Annotated in this window: 13 protein-coding genes; 6 read left to right on the plus strand and 7 right to left on the minus strand. The window is 63.2% G+C overall.

The features are described 5' to 3' along the window. On the minus strand, positions 1–761 hold a 761-nt coding region (locus tag WA317_RS11875), incomplete at its 3' end, for an amidohydrolase family protein (RefSeq protein ID WP_425173217.1). A gap of 301 nt (positions 762–1,062) precedes the next feature. On the opposite strand from WA317_RS11875, the gene WA317_RS11880 reads away from it, so the two are divergent. Further along, a complete protein-coding gene (locus WA317_RS11880) occupies positions 1,063–1,188 on the plus strand; it encodes a hypothetical protein (protein WP_425173218.1) in 126 nt (41 codons plus the stop codon). Between the two features lie 187 nt (positions 1,189–1,375). On the opposite strand, the gene WA317_RS11885 is transcribed toward WA317_RS11880, so the two are convergent. Then, positions 1,376–1,981, minus strand: coding sequence for a TetR/AcrR family transcriptional regulator (locus tag WA317_RS11885; RefSeq protein WP_425173219.1), 606 nt, complete (start codon positions 1,979–1,981; stop codon positions 1,376–1,378). Positions 1,982–2,175: 194 nt separating this feature from the next. On the opposite strand from WA317_RS11885, the gene WA317_RS11890 reads away from it, so the two are divergent. Then, complete coding sequence (locus WA317_RS11890; protein ID WP_425173220.1) at positions 2,176–3,456, plus strand: cytochrome P450; 1,281 nt, start codon at positions 2,176–2,178, stop codon at positions 3,454–3,456. Between the two features lie 72 nt (positions 3,457–3,528). On the opposite strand, the gene WA317_RS11895 is transcribed toward WA317_RS11890, so the two are convergent. Then, entirely contained in the window at positions 3,529–4,047 is a 519-nt protein-coding gene (locus WA317_RS11895; protein WP_425173226.1) for a twin-arginine translocation pathway signal, read from the minus strand. Between the two features lie 86 nt (positions 4,048–4,133). Then, the gene (locus tag WA317_RS11900; protein ID WP_425173221.1) at positions 4,134–5,036 is read right to left on the minus strand and encodes a hypothetical protein; all 903 of its coding nucleotides are present in this window, start codon (positions 5,034–5,036) and stop codon (positions 4,134–4,136) included. Between the two features lie 1,056 nt (positions 5,037–6,092). On the opposite strand from WA317_RS11900, the gene WA317_RS11905 reads away from it, so the two are divergent. Beyond that, entirely contained in the window at positions 6,093–6,482 is a 390-nt protein-coding gene (locus tag WA317_RS11905) for a hypothetical protein (RefSeq protein ID WP_425173227.1), read from the plus strand. A gap of 83 nt (positions 6,483–6,565) precedes the next feature. Here the strand turns inward: WA317_RS11905 and WA317_RS11910 are convergent, their stop codons facing one another. Further along, complete coding sequence (locus WA317_RS11910) at positions 6,566–6,970, minus strand: hypothetical protein (protein WP_425173222.1); 405 nt, start codon at positions 6,968–6,970, stop codon at positions 6,566–6,568. Positions 6,971–7,111: 141 nt separating this feature from the next. Here WA317_RS11910 and WA317_RS11915 point away from each other — a divergent pair, with 141 nt between their 5' ends. The 3 genes from WA317_RS11915 to WA317_RS11925 all read left to right on the plus strand — a co-directional run bounded on the left by WA317_RS11915 (position 7,112) and on the right by WA317_RS11925 (position 9,111). Then, positions 7,112–7,882 (plus strand): hypothetical protein, encoded by a 771-nt coding sequence (locus WA317_RS11915; protein ID WP_425173223.1) that lies wholly within the window; start codon positions 7,112–7,114, stop codon positions 7,880–7,882. Further along, a complete protein-coding gene (locus WA317_RS11920; RefSeq protein ID WP_425173224.1) occupies positions 7,879–8,460 on the plus strand; it encodes a twin-arginine translocation pathway signal in 582 nt (193 codons plus the stop codon). The genes WA317_RS11915 and WA317_RS11920 overlap by 4 nt, the downstream gene beginning before the upstream one ends. Positions 8,461–8,592: 132 nt before the next feature. Further along, positions 8,593–9,111: a hypothetical protein gene (locus tag WA317_RS11925; protein WP_425173228.1), complete on the plus strand. Its 519-nt coding sequence runs from the start codon at positions 8,593–8,595 to the stop codon at positions 9,109–9,111. 39 nt (positions 9,112–9,150) lie between these two features. Here WA317_RS11925 and WA317_RS11930 read toward each other — a convergent pair whose 3' ends face one another. Beyond that, a complete protein-coding gene (locus WA317_RS11930; RefSeq protein WP_425173225.1) occupies positions 9,151–10,824 on the minus strand; it encodes an MCE family protein in 1,674 nt (557 codons plus the stop codon). Next, a complete protein-coding gene (locus tag WA317_RS11935; RefSeq protein WP_425173229.1) occupies positions 10,824–12,182 on the minus strand; it encodes an MCE family protein in 1,359 nt (452 codons plus the stop codon). Before WA317_RS11935 ends, WA317_RS11930 begins: the two co-directional genes overlap by 1 nt. Positions 12,183–12,224 lie beyond the last annotated feature (42 nt).

Below are 12,224 nucleotides of genomic sequence, written 5' to 3' on the forward strand. Positions count from 1 at the left end.
GGCAGCATCTCCTGGTCGGCACCGTCCCACTCGGAGGTGTACCGGGAGTAGCCGCTGTCGCTGGAGTGCATGCCGACCAGCAGGTCGTGCTCGACGACCCGCTCCCAGAACGGGTCGAACTCGGGCAGCGCGAACGACCGAGGTCCGCGAAACCCGGGCACCGGTGCCGGGCGGACCAGGATGCAACGCGCGCCGCGCTTGACCGCCCATTCCAGCTCCTCGATCGCCTTCTCGACGATCGGCAGGGTGATGACCGGGGTGGTGAAGATGCGATTCTGGTAGTTGAAGCCCCACACCTCATCGAGCCACTCGTTCAGCGCATGGACCAGGACGTGGATGGCGACCGGGTCGTCGCGCAGCCGCTCCTCGAGCAGGCTGGCCAGCGTCGGGAACATCAGGGTGCGGTCCAGGCCCAGCTCGTTCATCTGCTCCAGGCGTGGGCCGGGCTCGAAGAACGCCGGGATCGCGCGCATCGGCTCACCGAATAGCTCGCGCTTGCTCTTGCCGTCCGGGTTGCCGAACTTGAAATATTCCTCCCAGGCGCCAGGCCGGGCGACGACCTCGAAGGTCGGATTGGGAATGTAGTTGCTGATGTGTCCCCGGATCGCGATCTTCGTCCGCCCGTTGACCTGCACGTACTGGACGAAGTCCTTGTACTCCTTGGGCAGGAACTTGGTCAGCGCCTCCGGTGGCTCGTAAAGGTGATTATCCGCATCAAAGAGCGGAAACGGAACGTCCTCCCGACGCGACAACTGCCCCATGAAATCCTCCTTCGCAATTGTGAGAATCATATTCTCACCGCCAGCCTATCGCAATGCTGTGGGCTGCCACCAGGAGGCCGTTCGCCCGGCGCGACACCGGTTCGGTTGTCAGTCCCGACCGTACGATTCGGGCTTTTGGCACGGCCCCGACGCTGATATTCTTCGCTGACGAGAATGTCGATTCCGCGGCCGGAGAAGCAACATGACAGCCGTGCGCAAAGTTCTGCTGGGCGGCCGCTCGCGGTCCTGTGGCAACGACATGCCTGAGTGTCATCGCGCGGAGCCATGCCGATGACCCGGTTTGCACCACCTCAAACACGCCATCACGGTTGCCAACCCGATCTATGCCGACATCTATTGCATCGATCATGACCCGGCGATCGTCTCCGACTACAGCTATAACCCGTACGAGTTCACCCGAATGTAAAGGCCGACTTCGCGCCGGGGAAACCGCGGACTTACGACGCTATGTTGGCCAACCCCGAGCAGTACGCGATGTTCGGGGTGAGTTCCGGTACCGAACCGGGCGCCCCGCAGTTCAGCTGCGTTCTTGCGGTCGACGGGATGGTGGTCGTGGCGAACAACGGCCCCAGAGGCGTGCTTTGCTCGCTGCGTTATTGGTGAGCCGGCTCGCTAGCGGGAGCGCCTTCCAGGCGATGCAGGTAGCGCTCGACGAATGCCAGGGTTTCCGCATGGCCCGCGGACATTCCGAGCGCTTGTTCGATTACCAGCACGCGAGAAACACTGGTGATCAGCAGCGACCACACCAGCGGTGGAACTTCGGCTGGGTCCACCCCGTAGCGCCCCAGCACCTTCGACACAGCTTCACATTGTTCTTCGCGGAAACGTTCGGCGTAGTAAGCAATTTCAGCTTTCAGCGCCTTGCGGTGATTTGCCAGGGCGATATACTCCATGGTCACCGCGGTGGCCGCCGGATCGATGCTGAACCGCCACAGCGCCCACAACGGTTGCGGCGACTCCAGCACGCGCCCTTGCACTTCCAGGCCCGATTCGGCCCGACGGCGAAATGCGGCCAGGAACAGCTCGTCCATCGTACGGAAGTAGTAGTGGACGAGCTGGGGCTTCAGCGCCGCCCTTTGGGCGACACGACGGGAAGTGACTGCGGCGTAACCTTCTTCGAGCATCAACTGCTCGGCGGCGTCGAGCAGCAGGGAGCGATTCTTGGCGTCGGGCGCCCCGAGTCTGCGCGCCGATGTCATCACTTCACTCCGAACCCTCAACGGTCGATGGCTGGACATGCTGAGCGTAGCGTCGACCCCCGTGTGACCTTGACCACGACAGTACGCCATGCTAAGCAAGTGCTCAGCACATTCACTGATCACGTCTTAAGGTGGCGCCACTCCTCGCCGCCTGAAACCCACGGACGAACCCAGCTTTGGGAGGCGCGCAGCAGATGACCACTTTCGACACGGTCGATTTCTTCACCGACCCGTCTCTGGTTCCCGATCCGCACCCCTACTTCGACTACCTGCGCAGTCAGAACCCAGTCTTGCGGCTGCCGCACTACGGGGTCGTCGCGGTCACCGGCTACGAAGAAGCCACCGCGGTGTACAAGGACACCGCCACCTTCTCCAACATCGTCGCGCTCGGTGGGCCGTTTCCGCCCCTGCCTTTCACGCCGGAAGGTGACGATCTCAGCGCCCAGATCGAGCTGCATCGAAACCAGTTTCCGATGTGCGAGCACATGGTCACGATGGACCCGCCGGACCACACTCGCGCGCGGTCGGTGCTGAGCAGGTTGTTAACGCCCAGCCGGCTGAAGGAGAACGAAGACTTCATGTGGAGTCTCGCCGACCGCCAGCTGGAAGAGTTCCTGGGCAACGGCGAGTGTGAGTTCATCGCCGAATACTCCAAGCCGTTTGCCACCTTGGTGATCGCCGACCTGCTCGGTGTCCCGGAGGAAGACCACAAGCAGTTCCGCACCGTCTTGGGCGCCGATCGCCCCGGCGCGCGGGTAGGGGCACTAGACCACGAGTCGGTCGGCATCAACCCGCTGGAGTGGCTCGACGACAAGTTCTGCGCCTACATCGAGGACCGGCGCGCTGTTCCGCGCGACGATGTATTGACCTCGCTGGCATCGGCGAAGTATCCGGACGGATCCACACCCGAGGTCATCGAGGTAGTCCGCTCGGCCACCTTCCTTTTCGCGGCCGGGCAGGAAACCACCGCCAAGCTGCTGTCGGCCGCCCTGCAGGTGCTCGGCGACCGGCACGATATCCAGCAGAAGCTGCGTGAGGACCGCAGTTTGATCCCCGGATTCATCGAGGAATCGCTGCGAATGGATAGCCCGGTCAAAAGCGACTCCCGGTTGGCCCGCAAATCCACCACAGTGGGCGGCGTCGACATCCCCGCCGGCACGGTCGTGATGGTCTTACCCGGCGCCGCTAACCGTGATCCGCGCCGGTTCGAGAACCCGCATGAGTTTCAGCTGCGCCGCAAGAACGTTCGTGAGCACATGGCGTTTGCCCGCGGGGTGCATTCCTGCCCTGGAGCGCCACTTGCCCGGGTGGAAGGGCGCGTGTCGATCGAGCGCATTTTGGACCGGATGAGCGAAATCACGATCAGCGAGGCCAAACATGGTCCGACCGGCGACCGCCGGTACACCTATGAGCCGACGTACATTCTGCGCGGCTTGAGCGAACTGCACCTAGCTTTCACTCCGGCTAGTTGGTGATCGCTGTGCGCAAAATGCAGTGACCCAACATTGACCCAACATTGACCCAACATTGTCGTGCTTCATCGCCGATCAGACCGGATTGAACGACGAAATAAGCCAACTGTGATGAGCTTTGGTCAATGTCACCAGGACACTGGACGAATTCAACGTCGGTTCTGGCCGATCCGCGCTGACAGAGCTCTGATTAACGAACACCAGCACGACGGCCGAGGCCGGATGCAATTCCGACACGGCGGCACGAACCACCACCGCGGTCGTCTTCACCGACTTCTGCTTGGCGGCTGGAGCCACAATCTGTTCGGTGAAATGATCGTAATACGACAAGAAGTCACCGGTCAGATGCGACTTGGCGGAAGCAACGTCGCGGTCGAAGGTATCCGGAGAATACGACAGGATGGCAACCGTCCCCTCGGAAGCCGCGGTGACTGCGGACTTTGCAGCCAGGGCATCGGTGGCCCGATCCGGCCGGTACCAGAAGTACAGCATGCAAGCCGCCAACGCCGCCGAAGCCAGCACCAGGAACGCCAGAATGGCCGGCAAGGCCTTACCGCGTGAAAGTTGCTTGATGCGGCCAGGGAAACGCTTCAGCCCGCCGGGCTTGCCATCATCGTCGCCGGGGCGCTCAAGCTGCTCGGCGTCTGCTGTCTCCTCCACAAGCGACGTTTCGTCTGCGGTCACGGCACGAACTCGACTTTCGACATCTTGAGCTGGCCGCCATCGCGGGTGAGCGTGACGATCAACCTGAAGCTACGCGGATCCTGTTTGGCGCCAGCAGCATTGGTCACTTCTGACTTGGATGCGACCAGTGCGACTGCTGAGTCGCTGGTCATCGAGTCCAAGTCCACCGCCACGGCTTGAACGGCGCCCTGCTCGACCACCTTTGACTCTTCTACCACCTTGGTGAAATCGTTCGCCATCTTTTGGAAGTCGTCTCTGAAAACGCCGGTGGAGTTGTCGAGGATGCGCTGCACACCGTTCTTGGCGTTGTTGAAGTCCAGTGATGTCAGCGTCACGACGCCCTGCCGCGCTGCGGCCGCGAATTCGGCCACGCGCTGTTGCTGCCGGGAAGCGTTGCGATGCTGCCACACCATATAGGCGCTGGCCGCCAGGAACGCGGCAATGAAAATAATGGTTAGGCTTGCCGCGAGGGTGGCCAGTCCGGGCCGGCGACGCCAACGTCGATACGATGCCGGCCTGTCGGCGGCGACCCCGGAGGCAACCGCGGTCGGAAGATCGGCAGGCGTTTGCGCGACGGCCTCGTCCGCACTCTCTTCGGTCGGGACGCTTTGAGTGCCGACCTCTTGCTGCTCGGTTTCGGGTTGGGTGCCTTCGACCTCGCTCTCCGCGCGGTCTTCAGTTTGTGTTACATCCGCTTCGGCGGCGTCGACGAGTTCCGCCCTGCGGCGCAATTGAATGGCCCGAGCGCGGGCACGCGCGGCGGCTGCCAGAGCTTCGGCCTCCGCGGCTTCGGCCTCCGCCTGCTCTGCCATCGCCCGCATCTCAGCAGCCGTGCTCGGCGTTTCAGCCTCGTTCACCTGAGTCGGTTTCTTGTCAGCAGCGTTCTGGCGGACCGGCATTCACCACTCACGAGCTCTACGCGCGGGATGCGACTGTCCGCGTCGAGGTCCGGTCGGCATCCAGGCTCCTTTCCGTTTGGCCTTGCTGAGAGAGCCACGTTATCATCTTCTGCTGCCGACGCTACCGGCATAATTGCCTTCGCGCCTACAGATCGCAATTCAGCTGTGGCAATGACATTCTCATACCCATCGGGTTCGTGCCTCGGTGTATTTTACGGTGGCGCAATTCGCCTTTGGTCGCCCTGTCTAGACATCCAGGTTCGTAACTTGTGCGCCGTTGCGGTCTTACGGAATGCGCGCTAGGACTACTGTTTCGTCCATGGTCCTAAGCTGTTTTGCCGGCCGCAAACTTATGCGGACTATCGCGGCGTCGGTCCTCTCTGGCGGATCGATCGCAGCGCTGATCTTCCCGGTCGGCACGGCATCGGCGTTTTGCGACTCAGTGGACTGTGTGCCGAACGTGGCCCGTGACATCGCCCCCACCCTGCCGTGCCCGGCGCAAAGGCTGTACGACTTCGGCGTGGACTCCAGTGGCAGGACCTATGTGTGCGACACGGCTGGCTTTTGGATACCGGTCGGACCGCTAGTTGGTATCCGCGAAGTCGCCCTTCCCTGCGATGCGATAGATCAATCGGCGCAGCAAGCCGACGGCACCCCGCTTCGGTGCCAACAGGTGAATGTGACCTTGCGTTGGATACACCGCCTCGATACGCCGGGCTGAGCGGCTCCCGCCAGCCTCGCCTCCTGCCGTCGCGGCCGACCAACCGCCACCGCCCCGCAGCGGTGCGGGTCCGGAACGGGAAGATGCCTCTGCCATGGCCCGGCGGACGCGTTCGATCGCGATCACTAGCGAACCGCCCGGTAGCCGAGATAAAAGCGTAATCAGCGAAGTTTCTCCTGCTGGAGCGATAGCATCCTTTGCGCGGCTCTAAGATTGCGGACACACACCGGCAAGCCCGTAGACCGGGTGAGGAGCCGCAACACCAGTCCGCAGTGACGAGCACAGGAGCGACCGTGGTAATCACCAGACGGGCCCTCACCGGCATAGCTTCGGCAATGCTCTTGTCAGTGGCGGCTCTGCTGGCATTCACCATTCCGTCGTACGGAGATGACCAGCCGGTGCTCCATCACGTCAAATACACACTGACCGCTACCAACTCGATCTACGCGGACATTTATTACCTGGACCAGGAACCGCCGATCTTTTCCGACTACAGCCATAATCCCTACCAGTTCGTACCGAACATCCAAGCCGACGTCGGCCCAAGGTCACCCTGGAGCTACGAGCTCGACCTGGCAAACCCTTACCAGTGGGCTTTTTTCACCGCCAGTGCCGGACACGAACCCGGCACCCCTATGTTCCACTGCCAAATAATGGTTGACGGGGCCATCGTCCAGATGCAGGACGGCCCCAAGGGCGTGCTTTGCTCCATGCGTCCCTGGTGATTCGTTGGCAGCGCTTGACAAACGCTACTGTTCTGTGCCCAGCGAACTACACCTCGCCTTTAGCACGGCCAGATGAACACGTCTCAGGTGTCGCCGCGAACCCACTTCGCGTGACCGTCCTGCACGATGCACATGAGGAACAAGCCGTCCGGTGCTTGCGCAACGTAGTACTCGGGCCACTGCTCGCAGTCGGAGTTCTCTTGCTTGACTCCAGCCATCGGAGGCGAGCGGAACCATCTGGTCTCTCGCCTCCTCGCTGAGCCACAGAACAGGAGCCGTCCCGGCTGGGTGGCGAAGGTGATGTTGTAATCTACGGTGCCGAAGACGTAGTAGGTGCTGTTGTCGCACGGTGCACCGAGGACGATGCCCGGCGTGATGCCCGGCGTGCAGGTGGGATAGTCACAGACGGTCGGTCCGGCTGCGGCGGGAGCTGCCATCAGCACGCCCACATTCACCAACGCGGCAACCGCTGCCACGACGAATCGCACTCAATTACTCTGGCACAGCAGAAAACGGAATTTCTTCGATTCGGAGAAGATGCGCACAATCCGGGTGTCCCGCGGTAATAGAGGACCCCTGATTAAGGGTGATAACGTGGCTCTCCTTGCAGGTGCTAGAGGGAGGTGACCATGCCTTCGCCGGAGCGTTCACCTGGGGCGCTCGATGCCGAGCGTTGTGACGACCCGTCGGTAGTCGAAGCACTCGAAGAGGTCGCCCAGGCGGAAGCGCGAGCCGAGGCTGCTCGTGCCCGGGTGCTACGGCTGAGGCTCGACGCCGATGCGGCGTCGAGCGGTCAGGTTGACACGATCGAAACGGCGGACGCGGAGGGCAGCGACGGTGCCGTCGAGGAGAGCATCGGTGACGCGGAGCCGGCCGCGACGAGATCGGCTCGGTTGCGGCGGAGGGCGCTGCGGCGCCCGGGACGGAAATCACTCGCTGTCGGCACAGCGGTCGTGCTCATCTGCGCCGCGCTGGCAACAAGCGGTTATGTGGTGTGGTACCACCACAAAACCATGGAGGAGCGGCAGCGCGCGGCAGATTTCGCCGCGGCGGCCCGTCAGGGGGCCATCACGCTGATGTCGATCGATCCCAATAAGGCCAGAGACGACGTGCAGCGCATCATCGACGACAGCACGGGTCCGGCCAAGGCCGGGATAATGGTCAGTGCAGACGAGCTGGTCAAGGCGGTCGAGCAGTCGAAGATCGGCACGAAGGTCGCCGTGAAGGCCGTCGCCGTCGAATCGATGACCCACGATTCGGCAGTGGTCCTCCTCACGGCGAGAGCCGAGGTCGCCAATCCGGGCAAGGATGGACCCCCATCGCGGTCGTGGCGAATCGTCATGGACCTCCAGCGGGACGCCGGCCGAATCAAGATGTCGAAAGTCGAGTTCGTGCCGTGACGGTGGACGATTCGGGAATCGACGACATGGCACCGTCCGAAGCGGAGCCGGTGCGTCGCCGTCGAATCAGTCTGAGCTGGCGCTGGACCCGCCGGTGCCTGTCGAAGTGGCGTCCAATTCTTCTGGCGCTCTTGCTCATTGCCGCGGCGGGTTTGGCTGCCGGCTTGTTCTTCTTTCAGTACCGCAAGGATGAGCAAACGGACACAGCGACGGCAGATGAGGCGGTCAGGGCAGCTTCAGAAGGTGCGGCAGCGCTCCTCACGTACTCGCCTGACAATCTGAGCCGCGATTTCGCCAATGCAAAGTCGCGGCTCACCGACGACTTTCAGGATTACTACAAGCGGTTCACCGAGGTGATCGTGGCGCCGACGGCCCAGCGCGGACTGACGATGACCGCCCGCGTGGTCAAAGCCGCCGTATCGGAGCTGCATCCGAATTCAGCTGTGGTGCTAGCTTTTGTCGATCAGACAACGGCGAGCCCGGACAAGCCCCAACCGGTGGATACCGGGAGCAGCGTCCGCATAACGCTGTCAAAGGTCCAGGGTTCGTGGCTCATAGCGAAGTTCGATGTCCTGTGAATACCATCGCTGGCTGTTTGGCGCGAATCGGCGGCGCAACCGGCGGCCCGGTGTTAGTCTCGACATTCAAGAATGCCGCAGCGCTGCTAGGAATTTAGCCAACACTGTCCGCGTCGAGGAGCACGTGACGTGATGCGATCAATGGGCACAGTCGCAAGCGCAAGTCTGTTGGCTGCCATGGTGACCGGCGGTTTGGGCGCGGCACCGTCAGCCCTGGGGTCGGACGACGGCGACCCGGTCAACGGGACGTACATCGCCACGTCAGTCGGCGAGTGGGCCACGACCAACGAGTCATTTCACGACGAGCCGACGGTGCATAGCACGTGGACTATCACCACCTCCTGCACGACTGCGCAGGACTGCAGCGGTCAGGTGACGAGCGACCAGGGCTGGAGTGCACCGCTGATCAAGCATGACGGAACGGTGTGGTTCCTCAGACGGGATGTGCCGAACTGGGAATCATGCCCCGACGGCACCGCGGCCACCGGGCACCAGGTAATCTATTTCATTCCCGTCGGTCAGGACGGCATGGTGCAGCATGGGTCGTCAACATTGGCTGGTCAGGACAAGACGACCGGCCCGAGCGGCGCCTGCGGGGCCAATAGGTGGCTGGTGATCGCGATGCCGTTCAGGCTGGACAAGCTTCCCTGATCGGCCTAAGCCTGATTGGTCGATGCGCGCCGAAAGGCTTCAGGGGCTAAGCATGTCCTGCCACGTTTTGGGCTTTGACGCCCTGACAAGATTGGACTGCCGATAGAGCTGCCCGTCGGGAGCAAGATATCCGCCGGTCTGCGGGTCGTAGTGAACGACGGCCACCGATGGGCCGGGTCCGGATTCACTGTGGCCGAAGGAACTTGGCGCCGCCTGCGGTCGCCCGCCGTTGGACCCGTTAGGTGCTTTTGACTCGTTGGGTGGTGACGCAACGTCGGCTGGTGCGGGAACGTCAAGCGGCGCGATGGGCGGAATGTCAGCCGACTGTGGCGACATGCTGGCCACCGGCGGTACAGGGGATCCCGGCGGCGTTGGTGGTGATCCCGGCGGCGCCAATCCGGGCGGCAGCGGGGTTCCCTCCACTGGCCCGAAGATCCTGTCGCGGAAGAAGTTGACGCGGTCATCGGGCGGAATGCCTTGCGCGAGGAGGTTCGGATCCAGCGGGTAGGTGCCGAACACGTGCTGCCTCATCGCCAAGGGTTCGAATGGCTTGTCGCTGTTGCAGATCTCGACTGTCGGCGCACGCTTTCCGGGATGCCGCATGCAGGGGTAGTTGCGGGCACCGCGAACCGCGGCCGGTGAATCCTGCGGCAGTTTGCAGTAGATCCCGTCCGGCGTATCGACTATCGTCAGGTCGGCTGGCGAACGCCATTGGTTAGGCGGTAGGAAGCCGACCGTGCATGCCGGCGGATCACTGATGGTGACTGTGAAGTTGCCGCGGGACAATCCGATCGAGTTTTTCGGCTGACTGAACGATTGAATAGCGGCCACGAACGGCGGCAGCAACACCAACACTTGCTCAAGCGAAGCATGATAGGCCACGAAGATCTCGCCGACGGTGGCCAGGTTGGCAAGCAAGACCGGCAACGTCGGTTTGACTTGTTCAAGCAGCCGGGACGCTTCGTTCAAGGCGCCGGGCCCGGTGTCCAGCAGGGTGCGCACCTGTGCGTCGTTGGTCACCAACTGGTCGCTGAATCCGGCAAGACTGCGCGCCCACAGCCGGATCGCGTCGGTCGTTTTTGCTTGCGAGTCCAGCAACGGCGCGGTGTCCTCGGTGAGGGCGCGCGCGCGGCCGGCGACGCCGTTGAGGTCGCCGGAGACTCGTGCTGCCGAGTCGAACAGCGATCCGAAGTCGTAGCCTGCCCCGTTGAATCCCTTGAACGACTCGTCGAGCAAAGCGCTGAGTCTGCCCTTGGGGATGCTGTTGACCAGGGCGCTGGTCCTGTCGAGCAGGGGCCCGACCGGTTGCGGGATCGTGGCGTCATGCACGGCGATGACTGAGCCGTTGTGCAGGTAGGGCGGCGAGTCGGTTCGTGGCCGCAGATCGACGTACTGTTCGCCCACCGCGGAGACGCTGCGCACCTCGGCTTGCAGGTTGGCCGGGATCTTTTGCGAAGAACCAAGGGACAGCGTCGCTTTCGCCCCGCGCGGCGTCAATGTCACCGCGGTGACCTTGCCGACCTGTACCCCGCGGTAGGTGACGTTGCTGAACCGGTAGAGGCCACCGGCGGCGGGTAGGTCCAGCGTGACTGTCATCCGCCCGATTCCCAGCAGGGTAGGCGCTTGGAGGTAGCCGACGGCCATCACGATCACACCGATGATCCCCACGATCGTAAAGATCGTCAGTTGGATACGGACAAAACGGGTTAGCATCAGCCACTCCCATCCGTCGGTGGGCTCGCGTAGGGCGGCATCGGCGCGGGTCCCGCCTCTGGCGGCGCCGCTGTCGGAGGTGGCGTCGGCGGTATGGGTCGTGGCGGTTGCGCATTGGCTGCGGGACAAGGTCCGACCGCCCCGTCGCACGCGCCTATTGGCGGTGGCGGGAACGGTGCGCCATATACCGGTTGCGGCCCCGCAGTGGGCGTTAAGGGAGCATCGACGGGTGGCGGCACCGGTCCGGGAGCCCCCGGATGAAGCGGATCGGGCGTGTACTGGTATTGCAAGTAATACGGATCCCCGGGTGCCGGTATCTTTTCCGCGCCCAACCGTTCCCAGTGGGTGCCCAGCAAGGTTTCGCTCCTGAGCGCGGCGTTCGTCAAGTCGAGGACGACATACACGTTCGCGTAGTCGCCTCTAAAGGCGCGGTCGATGATGGTTTGAGGGAACGGGAACGTCGGCGCCTGGGACAGGGCCGCGTCGAGGTCCGGCCCGACGTCAGCCAGCGCACCAAGTATCGGCCCTAGATTTCGCAGGTTTTTGACCAGATCAGCCCCCGCGTCGTTGACGAGCCGGGTGGCGGTGTCGCTGAAGACGCCTAGTTTGTCCAGCGCGGTGACAATGCGCGGCCGCTCGCTGATCAGCACGTCCAGCGCGGGCGGTATCTTCCGCAGCGCGGCCGTTATGACATCACGCTGTCCGGCCAGCGTGTCGGCGAGCCGGTTCAAGCCCTGTATCGACGCGACCAGGTTGTCGCGCTGCTGGTCGAGTGTGCCCACGAATCGGTCGAGTCGGATAAGCAGATCGCGAACGGCGCCTGCGCGCCCGGACAGGGCGGCGTTGAAATTGTGGATGACGTCGCCGATCTGCCCCAGCCCTCCGGAGTTGAGGACGACTGACAGCGACGACAGGGTCTGCTCCGTCGACGGGTACGTCGAGGCCCTGTTCAGCGGAATCGTCGCGCCGGGCTTCAGCCGCCCGTTGCCCGGCTGGCCGGGCGGCGGATTCAACTCCAAATGCATGGATCCGAGCAGGCTGGTCTGGCCCACGCTGGCGACTGCATTGGCGGGCACGACGACATCGCGCTTCACCGAGATCTCGACATCGGCGTGCCAGGCTTTCACGGTCATCTTGCCGATACTGCCCACCACGACATCGTCGATCAACACCGGCGAATTCGACTCCATCGAGCCGACATTAGCGATCTCCACGTGATAGATATCGGCTCCCGGTCCGCGTCCCACCGCCCCTGGCAGCGGTAGCGAGTTCAGGCCGTTGAACGCGCACCCGGTCCCGGCCAGCACGACGCAGCAGCCGACGACAAGCATCCGCCGCACCGGCACCCAGGCGGTCATGGTTGCGGCCCTTCCGCCGGGAGCAGACCAGGGATGTTCGCC

The sequence above is a fragment of the Mycobacterium sp. genome (assembly GCF_049802695.1).
Classification (GTDB): domain Bacteria; phylum Actinomycetota; class Actinomycetes; order Mycobacteriales; family Mycobacteriaceae; genus Mycobacterium.